Genomic DNA, 19,250 nt, shown 5'->3' with positions numbered 1-19,250 from the left:
AAAGGAGGTTGCCTTGTCTTGGATAGCTGTCACGTTACTTGACCTAGTCGCTTTTGGCGTCGTTCTGATATCGCTCTGTACTTTGCTGGTACATCGATTGACGAGCCTCGTTAAGGCTATCGTTAAGTTTCAAAAAACGTGGCGTGAGTTTAAACACCCAGACAAATAAAAAATCGTCCTCTCAACTTACGACGGTTTAGGACGATTTTTGTTCGGTTTATAACTGTCGGTCGTGAATAACGACTCTGCCATTGGCGGGGGTGGTCCAACACCTTCGCCTTTGTTGCGTTCAGTATACCATGAGAGTTAATTGATTCCCACCATTTAAATCTATCACTAAGTTACAAAAGACGTGGTGCCAATTTAAACATCCGGATATCTAAGAAATCATCCTCTAAACTTTCGACCGTTTCAGTATACCATGCTACAGGCGAAACCCACAAAGTTTTTCACCCGTGAATGCCATCCGATCATTAAGCCTGCTTGGTTGGGTAGATTGTAAACTCGTTAACATTGACCTCGGCCGGTTGGTCGATAGCGAAGTTGACCACGCGCGCGATGGCATCTGGGGTGATTCCAACCGCATCGTACAATTGGTCCATGCCCTGTTTAGCCGCGGTATCCGTAATTGTGTGCAACAATTCCGTATTGATGGCGGCTGGATACAGCGTGGCCGTCCGGATGTTGGTCCCTTCCTGAGCACTTTCAGTCCGAATAACTTCCATTAAATTCCGCACCGCAAACTTCGTGGCCCCGTAAACCCCAGCGCCAGGGAAACTCTTGATACCAGCAACGGAAGAGGTCGTGACAATTTGGCCATGCTTTTGCGCAGTAAAGTCAGGCATCACAGCGGCGACCCCGTTGAGCACCCCTTTCAAATTAATGTCGATCATGTCATTCCATTCCTGCGTCTTCAGCGCACTGATGGGTGACGTTGGCATAATGCCGGCATTGTTGAAGATGACGTCGATCCCGCCAAATTGAGACTTGGCCAGGTCAACCAAGCCCTGAACTTCAGCGGCATCCCGCACATCAGTCACCTGGTAAGCAGCCTGCCCGCCAGCAGCGGTAATCTCTTGGACCAGGCTCTGTAGCCGGTCTTCCCGCCGCGCACCCAGAACCACTTTGGCCCCATTACTAGCCAATAACTTCGCGGTCGCAGCCCCAATCCCTGAGGATGCCCCGGTAATCACAACAACTTTATTTGCAACAGTCATAAATAAATCGCTCCTATCTCATAATTGATGCATTTAGTATATGAGGTTCGAGCGACTCGAAGTCAAGCGTCCGGTTGAAATTAATTTTTGACTGACGACAGGGATACGGCCAACGCCTTATTGTGCAGTACCAACACGCCGGAACGGCAACGGTTAACGCCCGCCAACTGCTAGACTACAACCACTCTCACCACAACCCAAACACCTCACCACACAATCGGAATCACTTACTTGTAGGTTAGGCCAGTCTTCGCCGCAGGGATGGTGAAAATGAGCCAGCTGGGTAAGTATCAGTGACCAGAGGCAGGCCAAGATACCCAGCTGTGTCGATGGTCTTGACTGAGTGATTTTCTCAGTTTAGACCATGGGACGACCTTGGAGACTGTGAATTTCAGGCTCCAAGGCGAGACGGAAGACCGCTCCTCAGGCTGGAGTCGTTCCCCACAGCAGGGTATCTTGAGTCTGCCGCCGGGAACGACTTGTTTGCTCACCGCGTCCCGGCTCATTTTCACCATCGCGGAGGCAATGACAAAGACCCACCCGCAAATGTTAAGTTATCCTGTGATTGTGGGCGAGTGATTGCCTCCGCCCACCAATTCTGGTATCTTAGGGGAAAACGCGAACCGACGAACTAAGGAGAAGACGCTTATGCAAACGACTCGACCCGACAGCCCGGTGAAACGCTTCTTTAAAGGCATCATCATCGCCCTGGGCTTCATCCTCCCCGGTGTTTCTGGCGGGGTATTGGCCGCCATCCTCGGAATTTACGAACGACTCCTGGGATTCATGGCCCATTTTCGCCAAAATTTCAAACAGGACTTCTGGTACTTTGTGCCGGTGGGCCTAGGCGGCATCGTGGGCATCGCCCTGTTGTCCGCCCCGCTGGAATACTTGCTGGACCACTGGCAGGTCATTGTCCTCTGGGGCTTTGCCGGCGCCATTGTCGGCACCCTACCGGCTTTGACCCAGACCGCTAGCTCCCAAACACCCCGGGATGGCATCGACCACCTCTGGTTCTGGGGCACGCTGCTGATCAGCGGCGCTCTCTTGTATTTCATGAGTGACCTCTTTGGCACCCTGCCCGCCAATTTCTGGGGCTTCGTGGTGGCCGGCGCCCTGATTGCGCTGGGCGTCCTGGTTCCCGGGCTGAGTCCGTCCAACCTCCTATTGATTCTGGGGCTGTTCACGCCCATGTTAACTGGATTTAAAAATTTCGACATTTTGGGCGTCTACCTGCCAATTGCACTGGGCGGCATCCTGTCCATGGCGCTCTTCTCTAAGGGCATGGACTACCTGATTCACCATTTTCATTCGCGAGTCTACCACTTCATTCTGGGCATCGTGACCGCCAGCACCATTTTGATTCTCGTCCCCAACAGTCATGCCGCCGAAAGCATTTCGTATGCCGGTGCGACCTGGCTGACGCTGGTGTGGAGTGCCCTGGCATTAGTCGCAGGCATTGCCCTGGGCTATTGGATGAGTCAGCTCGAAGAAAAATATAAGTAACCGATGAACCATCCGACTCAGCCTAGTTGGATGGTTTTTTTAGTGTGTCCGAGTCAATTGTCCCTGAATAAATTCAGAGGCAATTGACTTAACACCAAAACAGCTAACCCGCCGCAAAGTGGATTAGCTGTTTTTTATTAGCCTTTAATCTTGATTAGGTTTAAACGCCCGCGTTGCCGCAACGGCCTGTTGCCAACCCGCATAGAGGCGGTGCCGTTGGTCGTCATCCATGTTTGGCGTGAAGGTCCGGCTGGCATTTCTGATTTCCTTGATTTCATCAATGCTCTGCCAGAAGCCCACGGCCAGGCCGGCCACGATAGCCGCCCCCATCGCCGTAGTCTCCTCATCGGCGGCCCGTTGAACGGGAATGTTTAAAATATCCGCCTGGAACTGCATCAGGTAGCGGTTCCGTGACGCCCCACCATCGGCCATCAATTCAGGCACCTTGATCCCGGTATCCTGCTTCATCGTTAAGAGAACGTCGCGTGTCTGGTATGCAATCGACTGCAGGGTCGCCTTCACGAAATCGTTGCGGTCGGTCCCGCGGGTCAGGCCAAACACAGCCCCCTTGGCGTCCGGATCCCAGTACGGCGCACCCAATCCGTTAAAGGCGGGGACCACGTAGACTTCATCCTCGTCGGTCGAGGCCATGGCCGCCTGCCGGGATTCGGGCACGCTACTGATGATCTGCATGCTTTCGTGTAGCCAAGCCAGCGCGGTTCCGGCCACCAAGATGGACCCTTCGAGCGCGTAGGTCACCTCGCCGTTCATTTCATAAGCAATCGTCGTCAACAGGTTGTGCTTCGACAGTTGCGGTTCGTTCCCGGTATTCATCATGACGAAGGCCCCGTCGCCGTAAGTGTTCTTGACGGTTCCAGGTTCCACGGCCAGCTGGCCCAGTAAGGCCGCCGATTGGTCCCCGACGATTCCCGCGATGGGCACTTCCACCCCGTAAAATTGGAAATTCTGGGTGACGCCATAGACTTCCGAACTCGATTTAACCTCTGGCAACATGGCTGCCGGAATGTTGAGCCAGCTTAAAATATCCTGGTCCCATTCCAGCGTGTGAATGTTGAAGAGCATGGTCCGACTCGCATTACTATAGTCGGTGACGTGAATATTCCCGCCAGACAATTTCCAAGCCAACCAACTATCCACGGTCCCAAAGAGTAACTCGCCATTCTCAGCGCGTTCCTGGGCACCCGGCACGTGGTCTAAAATCCAGCGCACCTTGGTGGCACTGAAGTACGCATCAACCACCAGACCGGTCTTTTCCTTAATCGTTTCCGCCCGGCCCGCCGCAACCAATTCCTTGGCCAGGGGCGCCGTCTGTTGACTTTGCCAACCAATGGCATGATAAATGGGTTCGCCGGTCACCTTATCCCACACAATCGTGGTTTCCCGTTGGCTACTGATCCCGATGGCCTGAATATTTTCCGGGTGAATCGACGCATCAATCAGCGCGCTAGCAATCACGGACAACACACTGTTCCAGATTTCATTGGCATCGGATTCGACCCAGCCCTTGTGTGGATAGTACTGGGGAACCTCCTTGTAGCCTTCAATGACCTTGCGTCCAGTATGATCGAAAATCATTGCCCGCGTGCTGCTGGTCCCTTGGTCGATCGCTAAGATATAGTTTTCCGGCTGTTTAAGTGCCATATGTAAAACTCCCTCCAAAATATCACTGTGGTAAGCGGTTCCAAATTCGCTGCGTCTATCATAGCACGCCGCTTGTGAAAAACGCTAGGGTTTGTCCCAACCTCCCCCGCCCTTGAAACTTTCTTAAGGTTTGAGCAGATGGTTTGTCGCCTCCGGGCGGGGGAAAATGGACCGGAACGCTGTGGGCGGACGTTGGTAGCCAAAGTGCGGTCTACCAACTTACTTTGAGCCTCTAAGAACGAGTCTCAAAGCTACCAATTGCCTAAGCAGCCCAACCCGCTACTAAGGCAATTCCCACGGCTGAGACCATTTTCCCCCACCCTCCGGCTAACATCCGCTTAAACCGTTAAGTCGGCGGTCCTGATTGTGTTTTCAGTTGTCTTCTTAGGTTAACTTTTAATTGTTATTGTTCTTACTGAATCTGTTTGATTCGACAATGGCTTAGTAGCTAAGGTATCTAACTAAACGTCCTAAACACGTTCTGTTAAGCCAACCTATTTAGTCCACAACTAGCTTTTGACCCGCTAGAAACGAGTTCTCAAAGTCCGCATCATTCTTGATTTTCTTGCCGAACTCGTCAATTAGCGCGTGAAACTCCTGATAGTCCGCCAGTTCCAACTGAAATTGGCTAAGGACTTTCTTTTGAAAAGCCGGGTACGTCTTGGGCATTGTTGCGCCCAGCCACGTGAACAGTCGGCGGGCGTAGGTGTCGACCATGAAGATGCCGTGGTCCAGCGTGTACATTAAAATGTAATCGGCCGTTTCGTTGCCGATACCGGTGATGCTCATTAGGTCTTGGCGTAGACTAGCCCCGTCACGGTGCTTCAACACGTCTAGATTATCATCTGCTTGGCCTAACCAGTCAGCGAGTGCCAGGATGGCGGGTCCCTTGCGATTGTAGAAGCCACTGGTCTTGATCAGGGGTGTGATCGTCGCCGGCGTTAATTTTCGCAACTCAGCGGGCACGAACCCGGTCTCTCGTTTTAGATTGATCAGGGACGGTTCCACGTTGCGCCAATTGGTGTTTTGCACCAGAATGGCGCCCAACATAATTTCAACCGGCGTCTCGGCCCAAGGTGTTCCGGGCTTCAGCCAGGGTTGTGGGCCCATCTGCTTGCCCATTTCGCGGTATAATTCTTCAATTGTCATCCGATTCTCTCCCTATTTCTTTGGTTAAACTGATGATTTGTCAACGCCTTCGGGCTGGTGAAAACTGGGCCGTGACGCTGTGGGCGAACGCCCGGAGCCAAAGAACGGTCTCCAGGCTTACTTTGAGCCGCTAAGAAACGCGTCTCAAAGATATCAGTTGTCTAAGCGGTAAACCGCTAAGGCAACTCCCACGGCTGAGCCCATTTTCACCAGCCCTGCGGCTAACATTTGTTTAACCACCAAATAACACTTCAATTGTAAATAATGCTCTACTTAACAATGTGCACACTAGGCTTTCAATTATACAACTACCGCAATCAATTCGGGACTTAGCTGTCTCCAACTCTATCACCAAATCAAAAAAGCCAACCACAAAAAACGTGGCTGGCCGCTAACTCTTTTGTTTATTTGGCGTCGCTATTACGCTTGATGACCAAGCGAATATCGTCGTCAACACCTTCTGGGTTCAACTCTTCTTTGTAATCGAAGTTGGCGCTCTGGAAGTACTTCTTGATTTCATCGTTGATTGTCTCTACGGCGCGAACATCTTGGTCTTGCCGTTTCAATAAAAGCGTGTATTCTTTTGAGTCTTCATCGACGTTTTCGAAACTGTATTCAACCGCTTCGGAATTCAAAATTTCTTGAATCAACTGCCGTTCTGTCATCATGTTTACCTCGCTTAAATTTAGTCTACTTCTCTATTGTAGGGTTCTTTTCAAAGTTTGTTAACTATTTTGTTACACCTTCACTAAGTTTCGGGTGACAAACGTTCTTTGGGTCCTTAGAATAGGGTTAAGTCTAAACTAGTCTTTGTCAACGCCTCCGGGATGGTGAAAATTGGGCCGTGACGCTGTGGGCGAACACCCGGAGCCAAAGAACGGTCTCCGGGCTTACTTTGAGCCGAAAACCACGTCTCAAAGATATCAGTTGCCTAAGCGGTAAACCGCTAAAGCAACTCCCACGGCTGAGCCCATTTTCACCATCCCTGCGGCTAACATTTGTTTAACCCCATCAGTTATGGCCCACTTACTCATTCGTCAATTCCAGTTAGAGAACGAATAGTGTGGGTTAAACTCGTGTTAGCCGTGAGGGCGGCCCAAATCGACTCAGCCGTAGGAGTGCTCTTAACGGTGAACCTTGCCGTTTAGAGCACTGGCATCTTTGAAACTCGCTCTTTGAGGCTCAAAGTAAGTACGGAGACCGCTCTTCAGCTCCGTGCGTTCGCCTACCGCGTTCCGGTCGATTGGGGCCGCCCGGTAAGGCGCTGACAACACCAGTTTAACCCGAAAAAAGAGAGGAAGCGACGCTATGCGTCCACGTATTGCTTTGCCCGCCGACACACTCGACGAGGCGACGAACATTATTAATGAAAGAAACGCGGCCTTTGCGCCCCGACCGGCCGTTGAAGCCATTGTCAAAACTGGCGGTCTGCCCATTATTTTACCTAGTATCGACCCCGAAGACGTTGCCGATTACCTGTCCCTATTTGACGGAGTCGCCTTCTTGGGTGGCGCCGACGTTGACCCGACCTTCTTTGGCGAGGAACCGCACGTCCGGTTAGGCAAGACCTACCGCAAGCGTGATTTATTTGAAATCGAACTGCTGAAGCAGGCGGTTGCCGCCAACAAGGCTATTCTTGGTATTTGCCGCGGCCTTCAATTAATTAATGTTGGCCTGGGTGGCACGCTCTACCAGGACTTGAGCGAGGACCCCACGGCTCAGCTCAAACACAGTCAGGCCGCCATGGGCAACCAACCCAGTCACCACGTCACCGTCGTTCCCGGCAGCACACTGGCGACGCTAACTGGCGACCGGCCCTACGTGAATTCCCGCCACCACCAGGCCATCAAGGCTGTCGCGCCAAGTCTACGCGTCACGGCGACGGCCGACGACCAGGTCATCGAAGCCCTGGAATCCAAGGACACCGATCAAATCTTAGGTGTGCAGTGGCACCCAGAAAACATGTACAAACACCATGCCGAATCGCGGCAAATTTTCCAAAATTTCGTCGACCGGGCCGCAGCGCGCATGTAAAATTGTGGTAAAGGGCCTTTTCATTGGCCGCCACTTCCTATACACTAGACCTTGTAGCAAAAAAATCGGAGGCGAGCATCAGTGGCAAAAATGAAGGACTTTGGGCAACGCATGCGCTTTTTGGGTTTCTCTATCGTCCTGAACTCAGCCGCTAACGCTTTAACCATCTCAACCAACCTCGGGAGTGCCGTCTGGACGGGGTCTTCCGTCAACTTGGCCAACTGGATCAACGTCCCCTTGGGAACCACCCTATTCATGTACGGCATCGTGATTACCTTGTTGAACCAACTATTACTGGGACAATTTGACCGCAGGCGTTTTATTTCTAACCTGCTATACATCATCCCCTTCAGTTATCTGGTCGAGTGGATCGGATACTTCTGGAACTGGATTGGCGTCGGCCGCCTGCCGTTAACCGGGCGGGTCATCGTCGATATCATCGGCCTGTTTGGCGTGGCCTTTGCCGTGTCCATTTATAACCGGTGTAATATTATTATGCATCCTAACGACGATCTAGCCTACATCCTGCGGTTCAAATACCTGCGCGGATCGGCCATCATTGCCCAGTGGGCCAGCTACGCGCCACCCCTGCTGATCATCATTCTCTCCTACATCTTCACGGGCGAGTTACACGCGATTGGCTTCGGCACGGTTTGGGCGCTGGTCACCCAGGGAATCGTCATGGGTTGGGCGGATTACCACGTTTTCCCCCAGTTAAAACATCATGTGGATGTGTAACCTCAAAATTTACTAACATTTTTCTCATTTAACTACTACAGCGTCGTTTGACTCCTCGGAGCCGAACGACGCTTTTTATTTGCCTTGGTTTTTCTAGTCAACTAATCGGTCGATAAATTCAAAGACAACTATCGTCGTTCAAAAAGACTGACCTCATCAGTTTTGAACGCGTTATTTGGTTCAACTTACCATCCCCACGGAACTTCCCGGGCCAAAACCGTTCCGCCCTTTTGCCATTACATCAATTGTGTGCAATTTTATTTAAGCGGTTACATTTACACATTAAGCTTTTATTCAATCTTCATGAATGCCGTCATAATACGATTTACACTAGCAATTATTGCCAAACTCATGGTATACTGCATTTAATAAATAGAATAAAAGTAAAGGGAGTGTGCTAAATGACTAGGGGACTTAGCAAATTAATGACTGCCACCTTCACACTGATTTTATTAGGGGGCGTGGCCACACCAGCGGTGGCTTACGCGGATTCTTCGACAGATACTGTCACAGCTACGACTAAAGCTGACGACAAAATTACCTATCACGTTGGTGCCGTCGAAACACCATATGTTTTGATTTCTTCAACCAGCGGCATCAAGAAGACCCCAATTGTTACTGGTTGGCCAGATTCTTTAACAACTGAACAGCTCAACGATGACGACTACATGACAAAGTTTATCGCTGATCATCCAGAAAACACAGTCAGTGATTCTAATGACGTTAGAGACGGCATGCTTGGAATCGCCATGAGTGAAATTACAGCGGGTCCCAAGGAATCCTATGCAGACTTTCTGCTAGCTTCTGCAGGACCGGCTGGTAATGGTTTCACCGCAGAGGACGCTGCAAAAAGGGCGCTCCTAGACTCTTACGTGAAGCTTTGGGATGCGTATGTGCACGTAAACTTAAGCCTGAATATTATGAATCGCGAGGATGTTATTAAGGATTATGCAGAAAATGTCACGCCTGAACTAGTCGAACTAGACACACCTCAATCAATTATTGACGCCTACAATCCTGGAAAATACCCAGAAGAAACCTTTAACGATAAGCTGACTAAAGTATACGAAAGCGATTATGTCATGCTCAAAGAAAATCAACTTTTTAGCAAGATTTCTGATGAGCAGTTCATCAAACTCGACCCCGCTAAGACTATCAATGAGCAATTAAAGCTGTGGTTAGCCCCCCTCTCCAATTACTACACTAAACTTCCCGATGGTTCATATAAAGTAAGTGGACTGATGTCAGGTAGCTTCCAATTTCTAAACTTTGGTACGCCCGACCCCGTCATCCCCGACCCAACGCCGACACCAACGCCTGCCAAGAGCCAACCGGTGACGGTGACCTACGTTGATGACCAAGGTAAGACCCTGGCGCCCAGCAAGACGTTGACCGGCGACCTGGATGCCACCTACCAGAGTGACGCCCTGAACATCGCTGGCTACAAGCTGAGCAAGACACCCACTAACGCCACTGGCAAGTTTACCAGCGAGGCGCAGACCGTGACCTACGTGTACACCAAGCAAGGCACGCTGCAAAGCGGTTCGGCGGCCGACACCATTGAGACCAACACGCTGGCTCCTAAGGGCGCCGTCGTTTACGCTACCAAGAAGGTCGGTCTCTACAAGACGGCCACCTTCTCCAAGAAGAACCTGAAGCGTTGGTACGTGAAGAAGTCCCGGATGAACCGGCCGATGTTTGTGGTCATCGGCTACGCGACCTCTAAAAACGGCGTCAAACGGTACCGCGTCAAGGACGTCAACCACCACAGCAAGACGGCTGGCAAGACCGGGTACCTCACGACCAACAACGCCTACACCACGCCCGTTTACTATGCGGCTAAGCACAAGACCGTGACGGTGATCAATCCAACCGGGGTCAACAGTTACGCCAAGAAGACGTTAACTGGCAAAAAGACCCACTACCGTCAAGGACAAACGCTGACCGTTAAGAAAGTGGTTACCAACAAGTTAACGACTCGCTTCGTTCTCAAGAATGGCCGTTACGTGACCGCTAACAAGAAACTGGTTCAGGCGGGCAAAGTCACGATGCCACGGCAGATCAAGACGAAACACGCCATCAACCGTTACAGCAACGTTAATCTCACCAAGCAGAATAGACACCTCAAGAAGGGCACCAAATTAGCCGTCCGCGGCTGGGCTTACTCAAATGCCAATAATTTCAGTAAGCACGACACGCTACGGTACCACGTGGCTGGCGGATACATCACCGCTAACCGGCACCTGGTGAAAACCGTTCGTTAACGAGGATCCTTGAAATGAAGCTCTGGCCCTACTGGTCGGAGCTTATTTTTTACGGATTTCTCCCAGTTTTTGCAGCAATCGCCATGGAAATGGCCTTCTCACGTTAACCCATTATATAAAATCTGTGCAATGTTAATTCAACTGATTAACGACCGTTAAAATCATTTACCAGACTAGCTATAATCGCCGTTATATGGGCGATTGTTATAGCTTTTAGTCCCCTATCCATGATATACTGCTACTAGATAATAGGACAAAAAGTAAAAGGAGTGTTCAAAAATGACTAGGGGCTTTAGACAACTCGTGACCGCGAGTCTTGCCATGATTTTATTTGGTGGGATTCTCAGTCCCAGCGTCATTCACGCTGAAGCCGCCACCGCCGTCTCGACCGCTACGACACCAGCTGCCAAACAAACCTACACCATTAACTCCGTTGAACTGCCGTACACGAAACTGATTGCGAACCAGCAAGTTACCAAGGACTACTGGTTCCAAAAGGATATGACCGTTGACCCTACCGGTGGTCCTAACGCCCTCACGGTGGGCCAGTTAGTAGATACCACCTACATGGGGAGCTTCGTCAAATACAACAATAACGACGACATGGCCGCTAGCCTGCCTTATATTTATCAAGGCCTCTACGCCGACCCAACCATTGCCAAGGACACGACTGTTGGCGAATTCTTATACATCCAGAATACCGAGGACTTTTCTAGCGCCACCGACTATGTTGAAAGTAGCCGCCTCAGCACTTTCATCACCACCTGGTGGCTGAAGAATCTTGCGCAATACCAAATCAATCAAAGTAATTATGCGCAAATGCAGTCGGATTACCACAGTTTCTTGCGTGACTACCTGATTACCACTGGCGCGGACGCCAGCGTTATGAACCAGTATGACTCCATGTTCGCTGCGCAAGAAAATTTTGAAGACCAATATATTCAGAACATGCTCTACACCCAGCTATTTCCCGGTCTCATCCAAGCGAACTACCTAGGCCAGTATACCAACGAACAATTGGCCCAATTGAATCCAGAAATCTCCGCGGCGGAAACGGAACGGGCCTTGAATCAACCGATGGCTGACTTCCTGTTACCACAAGGAGATGGCACCTACCAAATCAGTGGCCTCCTGATGGCCATCGAATTCAAAATTTTCAGTTTCGATGACGCATTGCTGCCACCAACCACGACGCCAGATCCGACTCCCGACCCACAGCCGACGCCTGACCCAGACCCCGTGACCAGTCAACCCGTAACGGTTCGTTACGTCGATACCGCTGGCAAGGCAATCGCCCCGGCCAAAACGTTGACGGGTGACCTGGGTGCGGGCTACCAGAGTACCGCACTGAAGATTGCCAACTATACCTTAAAGACGACACCAACCAACGCCACTGGTAAATTTACCAGCCAGGCGCAGACCGTCACCTACGTGTATCAGGCCATCCTGACGAGTGGTGCCGGGGCCGCAGTTGTCGCACCCAAGGGCACAGTCGTTTACGCCACAAAGAAGATTGGCCTGTATCGGTCAGCCACCTTCACTAAAAAGGCTCGTAAACAATGGTACGCGAAAAAGTCCCGGCAAAACCGGCCGATGTTTGTCGTCACCGGCTACGCCAAATCCAAGAACGGTGTCAAACGGTACCGCGTGAAGGACGTCAACCACCACAGTAAGACGGCTGGCAAGACCGGCTACATCACGGCCAACAGCCGCTACACCACTCGCGTGTACTACGCTAAGAAGCAACCTAAGATCACCGTGATCAACAAAGCCGGCGTCAACGCCTATAGTAAGAAAACACTGACGGGCAAGCGCCACCACTACCGTCAAGGCCAGATTCTCAAGGTGAAGAAAATTGTGGCTCACAACCTGACGACCCGGTTCGTCCTCACCAATGGCACCTACGTCACCGCTAACAAGAAGCTGGTTCAGACGGTTAAATAGCCCATTGTTGGCCGCCCTCATGGCTAACATTGTGTTTACCCATCTGACCAACATCCGTTGCGTTAGTGACGTCGATTATCTACTTTCTGTGTAAACCAAAACAGCAGTCCACCACTTGGGTGAGCTGCTGCTTTTTGATTACGTTGTTTATGATTAATTATTGAGAAATACATGGCCACACATTTATCCAACGAACCAGATAAACTAGTTAGCCAACCACTCACCAACTTACGGGTTAAACCCGTGTCAGCCGCAGGGCTACTGAAAATGAACCTACGCGGCCAATGTCAGCGACCAGAGGCGGACCAAGGTGTCCAGCTGTGTCGGCGGTCTTGGTTGGGGTTCTTGCCCAACCTAGTCCGCGGGACGACCTTTGAGACCGTTCTTTGGCTCAAAGTCGAGGTTCCAGACCGCTTCTCAGGCTGGAACCGGCCCCATAGCAGGACACCTTGAGTCCGCCGTCGGGAGCGACCAGGACCACGTCACGACCCATTTTCACCAGCCCGGAGGCGATGCTACACCAGTTTAACCCGGTTATTTGAAGACCTTGGCTAGCTGGTCAAAGTCCAGCGTACCCAAGCCGGCCGCCTGGTTATAAGTCTTCCCCGGCTGCCCAACATAGAACAAATTCCCGTTGTTCGTGGCCGAATCCAATTTGGTAAACGGTGACTGACTGGTCTGGGCCAACGCGTACAGCTGTGGATTCCACAGCCCCATGCGCTTACTGCGACCGCTGTTGATGACGGCCGCCATCGCCGCAAACTGAGGTGCCACGACGCTGGTCCCACCGGTCAATTCCCAGCCATCCGCGCTAGTGTACTCGTCATACCCCGTCAACGGATCGGCGTTGGCCACGACGTCTGGGAAGTTTCGCCCACTGGCCGTCCCGGTAATCAGGCTCGGATTCTCTCGTGGCAACCCACTCGCCGTCAGGTATTGCCGAGCGTTATAGGTATTCACGCCAGACACGCCTTTTTGATACTGCGGGGTGGCGTACAGTTCGGAAATACCGCCGCCACTGCCGCTCTGAAGTGTATCCATCAAATCAGAATTCTTTTTGAAAAAGCCTTCATCTTGGAAGTAGGCGTCAAAGAGTTCGTCGCCGCCCCAGGTCCGTTCCTTGGGGATGTCGACCTTGATGCCGTTGGCCAGCGTGCCAGAGACTGGCAACGTAGTCCCACCAGTAGCCGTGACCCACGGATTGTTGGCGGGGAAGTTGGCGTAAATACCTTCGTTGGTGTTGCCCCGGCTGTCGAGCTCTTCGCCGTAGGCCCCGGTGTCCCCGCTTGCCGCAAAGGTCGAAATACCTTGAATCGCGCCCTGCGCTAGCAACGTGTTCATGATGCTACCGTAAAGTGGCGTTAACAGGTGCTCCTTATTCAGACTCTGGAGCACGCCTTCGGATAGGCCCCAACTCAACGACAACGAACTGGCTTGGTTTTCACCAAAGGCTGTCGCAAAGGCATTGAGCCAACCCACGTCACTCAGCGAAGCCGTGTACACGCGAATCTTGGCTTTCGGCGCAATGGCTCCGGCCTGTTCAATGTCTAACGAGGTTTCTTCATTGCCCGGATCGACGTTGCCCCAGATATTCATGCCGCCAGTGGTCTTCACACTGATGCGGCTGGCGGACGACGAAACGCCCTCCTCGGACCAGAAATGGGTGATGTCATTCTTGTTGACCTTACTGAAGCTAATGATGCCAATCGTTTGGCCCTTGCCGTCATTGCCCTTGGCCAGGCTCGTCGCATTGTATTGGCTCAGGAAATTCTGCGGCGCACCATCACTGGTTGGGCCGTCGGAACTGGTGCTGGACGTATCCGCCAAGCTACTCATTTTCGCCAAGTTGGTGATACCGACGACGGCCTTGATAGGCTTAGCCACGTTGCTTGGCAACTTCGGCGTCTTCTTGGAAAATTGAATCTTCTTGCCATGGTAGGTCGCCGTCTTCAGGTTCGTCGCGAAGGTCTTGTTCACGGCCGCCGTGCTCCCCTTGATCTGCATGATCAGGCCATCGTTAAAGGTCGTCACCTTAAACTTGCGTGACTTGAAATACTTGGCCAAACGCTTCGTGGTGGTCGTGGACTGCCCAAATTTTTGCCGAAACTGCTTGGGCGTCAAATAAGACTTGAACTGTTTATTTCCCGACGTATTCACGGCATAGGCGGTCTTGGTCAGCTGCGCGCTATTCCGCGTGTTTAAGACCAGGTCCAGCGTCACGGTTTTACTGCCAGAAACGGGTTTCACATTTTTTAAATTGGTTAATTCACTCTCACGGTACGGTGTCGCCAGCGTGCTGGTGCTAGCCGCGGTCGCTGTGACGCCACCGAAACTGCCCAGCCCCACAATCAAGCCGGCCACAATCAGACGAATCCTCATGAGCATCCCCTCCATTTATGCTTTATTATACCCCGTCACTCCGCGAAAAGGTGGCGCAAATCACTAGTTGATGATGACATAATTAAATGGTCGAACCAAGGTCCCGCTAAATGGTGGGTGGTCGTTACCGACCGTAGTGGTCTTGCCGCTTATGTTTGCGAGCAATTAGAATGGTTTCACAGGTTAAGGGCGGGGCAATTTCGTGATTTTGACGGACTTTTGGTGGGTTAACTAAAAACAGGTTCCGTGGCCTTGTTTTTTGGTCGCGGAAACCTGTTGTTTTGGTTGTGTTTTTGGTTGAATGTGTTTTGCACATAATGATTGTTGGGGGTTAATACTGGGACTAGTCTGAGACTGCTTAGCCCGAGATATCCCTTTTATTTTGGATTGTCTCGGTTCGTTGCTCTGGTTCTACACGGAACAATTCTGGTCCTGGCGGCTTCCGAAACGTGTTCCGCGAGCCAGGTCCCTGCGCTTAACCCCGACTAAGCAATGACCCAAGCCCAGGGTCATCACTTAGTCGACGTTAATGCTCAGAACCTAAACGGCTCGCTCCACACTCTTTACTCTATAACTTTCCAGTCAAAATAAACTGCTTAACTTCCTTCAATGTCCGCTTGGATTCAGGCAGCTTGCCCCACAGGATGTAGTCGTGGAGCATCGACTTCAGTTCGTGAACCTTGGCTGGCGTGCCATTGGCTTCGTTTAGCTTTTGAATCAGCCGTTCGTCATCTGCCGCCAACAATTCATTAGTCCCGTAATATAGGAGGATTGGTCCCAAGTCGTCAAAGTCGCCATAAATGGGACTGACAAGGGGATCGGTCACGGGGTGATCCCCCGCGTAATCGAAGCCGATTTTTTTCAAAGTGGCCAGTGTAAGATATGGATCGTGCTTGGCCGCCGTTTGGAGGTCAGGATTCATCATGCTTAGGTCGGTCCACGGCGAAATCAGCACCGTCCCAGCTGGCAAGGGTTCTTGGTGAATTTTCAATTGTTGTAACAAAGTCAGCGCCAAGCCGCCCCCGGCCGAGTCCCCCATCAAGAAGAACTGGTCGTCCGGATACTGAGCCCGCAGGTAATCGTAGGCGTTCATGGCGAAAATCACCGTCTCGTCAACCGTTGCCTCTGGAACCAGGGGGTAATCAATGTAGGAGATTCGCAAATTAGCCTGTTGGACCAACGTTTCCATCAGTTCACGATGGCTGTCGATGCCCTGCATGGTGTACGCACCGCCGTGAAATAACAACACGTGTTGCGGTAATGGTGCACCCGACGCAGCGGTCAGGATGCGACCGCCGAAGACTTTGCGTTCCTTGGTCACGATGGTAGCCGGAAACTTTTCTGGCACCACGGCCCGGTTTTGCCGGCTAGGCTGTAAAAATGCTTGTTGAATCTGCTGTTTGAGCTGACTGTGCTGGGTCTTGAAGAGTAACCATTTCCCGCGCAAACTCACGACTATCACCCTTATCTTTTTTGACTTCGTTTTTTGCTCGACTCATATTGCCAGTATACAGCGTTTCCACTAAAAACGCTTCCCTCAGATTGAATTACTAGGTAATTTTCCGAAAAACCGTTAGAATAGAAGGCGTAACAGTAAATCTGAAAGGGTGGCAAGAAACCAATGACAAATAACCGAAAATTAAACGTGACGGGCGGCTGGAACTTCCGAGAACTGGGCGGCTACACCACCGTTGACGGCCACTCGGTTAAGTGGCACAAGTTATTGCGGACAGACGGGCTAGCGCGCCTCACCCCGGATGACCAACAATTATTAACGGACTATGGCGTCGTTGCCGACGTTGATTTTCGCTCCAACGATGAAAAGAAACAGGCGCCGGACAAGGTTCCGGCTGGGGTAACCTATCATTTTCTCCCGGTCTTTCCGGCTGGCGACGAAACTGACGCTTCAGCCACCCAGGAAGAACTCGAAGCCCGCTTCAACGGCGATGACCAGGCCGGGTACCGCCACATGTTAGACGTTTACCAAAAGATGGTGACGATGCCCACGGCGCAGGAAGCCTACCACAATTTCTTCGGCACGCTCCTCAGCAACGAAAAAGCCGATCAATCCGTGCTCTTCCACTGTACCGCTGGTAAGGACCGGACTGGGATGGGGGCATTCTTAGCCTTGAGCGCCCTAAATGTTGATCCCCAAACCATTCATCAGGACTACCTGTTAACGAATCCAAACGTTATGCCACTAGTAGACCGCCAAAGTGACAAGGCTCGTGAAGAAGGCCATTCAGAAGCCTTTGTGACCAACATCCGGGCACTGTCCACGGTCAACCCCGACTATTTGGCCGCGGCGACGAAGGTCATCAACACCCAGTACGGCGGCACGCAGGATTACCTACACGACGTTTTGGGCTTATCCCACAGCGAATTAACCACTTTGAAACGACTTTATTTGGACTAAACATCCACGCCAGGCTAACCGTTTTAACGGGTAGTCTGGTTTTTTAACCTCACCTATACGAAAGGAACTGATTGCTAATGAAGAAGAAAACGTTGACTTGGGCCCTTCCACTTGCTGGAATCGCCCTGACCTCACTGGCCGCCAGTGAGCACCTCTTTAACTTTGCCTTTAAACGCGTGAATTACGTCCCAGAAACCTCCGCGGACAAGCAAAAATACGCCGACGCCTATTACGCCTACGTCGACTGGTACCAGAAGATTCCTAAGGAAAAATGGTACCTGCACGAACACGACCCGCAGAACCGGATGGTGGCGGAGTACATCCCCGCGGAAACGCCGAGCGCCAAGACCGTGATCATCTCTCACGGTTACAAGGGCAACGGTGAAACCATGGCAAACTTTGCCCAGATGTATCATCGCCTAGGCTTCAATGTCCTGTTGCCGGATGACCGAGGCCACGGTGAGAGCGCCGGCAAGTACATCAGCTTTGGCTGGCTAGACCGGTTGGACTACCTGCAATGGATCCAACAGGTCATCGACCGGGCCGACAACGATGTCAAAATTTTGTTGTTCGGTGTCAGTATGGGTGGGGCCACAATGGAGATGCTCTCTGGTGAAAGCCTCCCCACGCAGGTCAAAGCCATCATCGCCGACTGTGGCTACTCCAGTATTGAAGCCGAGTTGACCTACCTGTTGAAGCGGCAGTTCCATTTGCCCAAGTACCCCATCGAGCCCCTCGTCAGCACCATTTCCAAGCGTCGGTTGGGCTACTACCTGGGCGACGTGACCGCTACGGACCAACTGCGGAAAAATCGGCGGCCAATTCTCTTTATCCACGGTGAAAAAGACGTCTACGTGCCCGTGGGCATGGCTTACGAAAACTACGCGGCGACACACGCCCCGAAGCAATTATGGATTGTGAAAAACGCCTCCCATGCGGAAAGTTTCTGGACTAATCCGGCGCGTTATCAACAACACGTCACGGAATTTCTCCAAACTTACTTCGACGAGGACTGAAGCTTAAGCCTAACTTAACGGCGTTTACAGCTTCCTTATGATTAACGTAGAATCTTCACACTTTAGTTTTTCTTTAGCAATTTGTCAAAAAGTCATCACGAATTTGGCCCTTTTCTCTTCACAAGCGGCGGGTATAGTAAACATCATAGTAATTAGCCAATAACTATTACTAACCAAATTCTATATCCAATCCCTTTTAGATTCTCTCCCCCTAAGAGAATCCTTCCTGATTAGGTTCCCTCAAGCCTAATCACCCCTCTAAGTTGCGTTTACACCCCCTATGTAAATGCACTCCTCATGAAAAAAGGTTCGCCGTACTCTTCCCCGAGAGTGCGACGAACCTTTTATTTTGGGCTGGAATTCTGCTCCGCCTGGCGAACAGCTTACTTCGCCCGTGTTAAAGTCTCTGGCTTTGACCACGTGTGCTTAAACCGAGAGGTCATGACGATTTTGTTCTTACCTTTTCTGGTAATCTTAACCCGATTACTACCGCTAGATGGAAGCTTATCGGCGGGCTTAATCACATACTTGTTCTTAGCATAATGCTTAATTTTTACGAGATGATTGAACGTATTGACCGAGCTCAACTCCCGGTGACTATTCACCCATCTGCCATGACTTTTGAAAAAGCAATCTGTATCACTAATAGACTTCTTGCTGAATTTATAGCGAACCCGCACGCTGCCTGGCACATAGCTACTCCACCAATGCCCCCGCAATACCTTTGGGACACTAGTCTTCCAGCTAGCTGCTTGTGCCGTCCGGGGCGTACTCCCAAATACTAAGGCAACGGAAAGGGTTGCTAGTAGTATCAAAATCAGTCTTTTGAACTTCAAAGCTTGTCACTCCTTATTATGTGTAGACTCACGGTCAGCTTACTACGAACTAACCAACATTAGAAAGTGCGGGATGTAAGGCAGAACAC

At 51.3% G+C, this 19,250-nt stretch carries 14 protein-coding genes; 7 read left to right on the top strand and 7 right to left on the bottom strand.

What is annotated here, in order from left to right:
• Positions 1-473: 473 nt before the first annotated feature.
• The gene (locus tag JUF13_RS09940; protein WP_203639552.1) at positions 474-1,217 is read right to left on the bottom strand and encodes an SDR family oxidoreductase; all 744 of its coding nucleotides are present in this window, start codon (positions 1,215-1,217) and stop codon (positions 474-476) included.
• A 648-nt stretch (positions 1,218-1,865) separates the two neighbouring features.
• Between JUF13_RS09940 and JUF13_RS09935 the strand changes: the two genes are divergently transcribed.
• On the top strand, positions 1,866-2,723 hold the full coding sequence (locus tag JUF13_RS09935; protein WP_203639551.1) for a DUF368 domain-containing protein: 858 nt from the start codon (positions 1,866-1,868) through the stop codon (positions 2,721-2,723).
• Positions 2,724-2,867: 144 nt separating this feature from the next.
• Here the strand turns inward: JUF13_RS09935 and glpK are convergent, their stop codons facing one another.
• The 3 genes from glpK to JUF13_RS09920 form a co-directional block, all read right to left on the bottom strand.
• Positions 2,868-4,385, bottom strand: coding sequence for a glycerol kinase GlpK (gene glpK / locus JUF13_RS09930; RefSeq protein ID WP_203639550.1), 1,518 nt, complete (start codon positions 4,383-4,385; stop codon positions 2,868-2,870).
• A 498-nt stretch (positions 4,386-4,883) separates the two neighbouring features.
• Positions 4,884-5,534: an endonuclease III domain-containing protein gene (locus tag JUF13_RS09925; protein WP_203639549.1), complete on the bottom strand. Its 651-nt coding sequence runs from the start codon at positions 5,532-5,534 to the stop codon at positions 4,884-4,886.
• Positions 5,535-5,938: 404 nt separating this feature from the next.
• Entirely contained in the window at positions 5,939-6,199 is a 261-nt protein-coding gene (locus JUF13_RS09920; RefSeq protein WP_125765360.1) for a hypothetical protein, read from the bottom strand.
• Positions 6,200-6,842: 643 nt separating this feature from the next.
• Between JUF13_RS09920 and JUF13_RS09915 the strand changes: the two genes are divergently transcribed.
• The 4 genes from JUF13_RS09915 (at position 6,843) to JUF13_RS09900 (ending at position 12,514) form a co-directional block, all read left to right on the top strand.
• Positions 6,843-7,568: a gamma-glutamyl-gamma-aminobutyrate hydrolase family protein gene (locus JUF13_RS09915; protein ID WP_203639548.1), complete on the top strand. Its 726-nt coding sequence runs from the start codon at positions 6,843-6,845 to the stop codon at positions 7,566-7,568.
• 81 nt (positions 7,569-7,649) lie between these two features.
• Complete coding sequence (locus tag JUF13_RS09910) at positions 7,650-8,306, top strand: DUF6198 family protein (RefSeq protein ID WP_125765362.1); 657 nt, start codon at positions 7,650-7,652, stop codon at positions 8,304-8,306.
• 401 nt (positions 8,307-8,707) lie between these two features.
• A complete protein-coding gene (locus JUF13_RS09905) occupies positions 8,708-10,570 on the top strand; it encodes a DUF5776 domain-containing protein (RefSeq protein ID WP_203639547.1) in 1,863 nt (620 codons plus the stop codon).
• A gap of 279 nt (positions 10,571-10,849) precedes the next feature.
• Positions 10,850-12,514, top strand: a complete 1,665-nt coding sequence (locus tag JUF13_RS09900) for a MucBP domain-containing protein (protein WP_203639546.1) — start codon at positions 10,850-10,852, stop codon at positions 12,512-12,514.
• 534 nt (positions 12,515-13,048) lie between these two features.
• Here the strand turns inward: JUF13_RS09900 and JUF13_RS09895 are convergent.
• Together JUF13_RS09895 and JUF13_RS09890 are read right to left on the bottom strand one after the other, a co-directional pair.
• Positions 13,049-14,893, bottom strand: coding sequence for a S53 family peptidase (locus JUF13_RS09895; RefSeq protein ID WP_225893605.1), 1,845 nt, complete (start codon positions 14,891-14,893; stop codon positions 13,049-13,051).
• 568 nt (positions 14,894-15,461) lie between these two features.
• Positions 15,462-16,346, bottom strand: a complete 885-nt coding sequence (locus tag JUF13_RS09890; protein WP_203639544.1) for an alpha/beta hydrolase fold domain-containing protein — start codon at positions 16,344-16,346, stop codon at positions 15,462-15,464.
• 168 nt (positions 16,347-16,514) lie between these two features.
• On the opposite strand from JUF13_RS09890, the gene JUF13_RS09885 reads away from it, so the two are divergent.
• Both JUF13_RS09885 and JUF13_RS09880 read left to right on the top strand, forming a co-directional pair.
• Positions 16,515-17,309 (top strand): tyrosine-protein phosphatase, encoded by a 795-nt coding sequence (locus tag JUF13_RS09885; RefSeq protein WP_203639543.1) that lies wholly within the window; start codon positions 16,515-16,517, stop codon positions 17,307-17,309.
• A gap of 77 nt (positions 17,310-17,386) precedes the next feature.
• Entirely contained in the window at positions 17,387-18,325 is a 939-nt protein-coding gene (locus JUF13_RS09880) for an alpha/beta hydrolase (RefSeq protein WP_203639542.1), read from the top strand.
• A gap of 383 nt (positions 18,326-18,708) precedes the next feature.
• Here the strand turns inward: JUF13_RS09880 and JUF13_RS09875 are convergent, their stop codons facing one another.
• Positions 18,709-19,161 (bottom strand): hypothetical protein, encoded by a 453-nt coding sequence (locus JUF13_RS09875; RefSeq protein WP_203639541.1) that lies wholly within the window; start codon positions 19,159-19,161, stop codon positions 18,709-18,711.
• Between the last annotated feature and the right edge of the window lie 89 nt (positions 19,162-19,250).

Origin of the sequence: Levilactobacillus wangkuiensis, from assembly GCF_016861605.1 — a bacterium.
GTDB classification, from domain to species: Bacteria; Bacillota; Bacilli; order Lactobacillales; family Lactobacillaceae; genus Levilactobacillus; species Levilactobacillus wangkuiensis.
This window is presented reverse-complemented; position numbering and strand designations above follow the sequence as displayed.

Excerpts from the sequence above, each read along its gene's own strand:
- JUF13_RS09940 (WP_203639552.1), bottom strand. The coding sequence starts at position 1,217 with ATGACTGTTGCAAATAAAGTTGTTGTGATTACCGGGGCATCCTCAGGG.
- JUF13_RS09895 (WP_225893605.1), bottom strand. The coding sequence starts at position 14,893 with ATGAGGATTCGTCTGATTGTGGCCGGCTTGATTGTGGGGCTGGGCAGT.
- JUF13_RS09885 (WP_203639543.1), top strand. The coding sequence starts at position 16,515 with ATGACAAATAACCGAAAATTAAACGTGACGGGCGGCTGGAACTTCCGA.
- JUF13_RS09925 (WP_203639549.1), bottom strand. The coding sequence starts at position 5,534 with ATGACAATTGAAGAATTATACCGCGAAATGGGCAAGCAGATGGGCCCA.
- JUF13_RS09880 (WP_203639542.1), top strand. The coding sequence starts at position 17,387 with ATGAAGAAGAAAACGTTGACTTGGGCCCTTCCACTTGCTGGAATCGCC.
- JUF13_RS09915 (WP_203639548.1), top strand. The coding sequence starts at position 6,843 with ATGCGTCCACGTATTGCTTTGCCCGCCGACACACTCGACGAGGCGACG.
- JUF13_RS09935 (WP_203639551.1), top strand. The coding sequence starts at position 1,866 with ATGCAAACGACTCGACCCGACAGCCCGGTGAAACGCTTCTTTAAAGGC.
- JUF13_RS09905 (WP_203639547.1), top strand. The coding sequence starts at position 8,708 with ATGACTAGGGGACTTAGCAAATTAATGACTGCCACCTTCACACTGATT.
- glpK (WP_203639550.1), bottom strand. The coding sequence starts at position 4,385 with ATGGCACTTAAACAGCCGGAAAACTATATCTTAGCGATCGACCAAGGG.
- JUF13_RS09900 (WP_203639546.1), top strand. The coding sequence starts at position 10,850 with ATGACTAGGGGCTTTAGACAACTCGTGACCGCGAGTCTTGCCATGATT.
- JUF13_RS09920 (WP_125765360.1), bottom strand. The coding sequence starts at position 6,199 with ATGACAGAACGGCAGTTGATTCAAGAAATTTTGAATTCCGAAGCGGTT.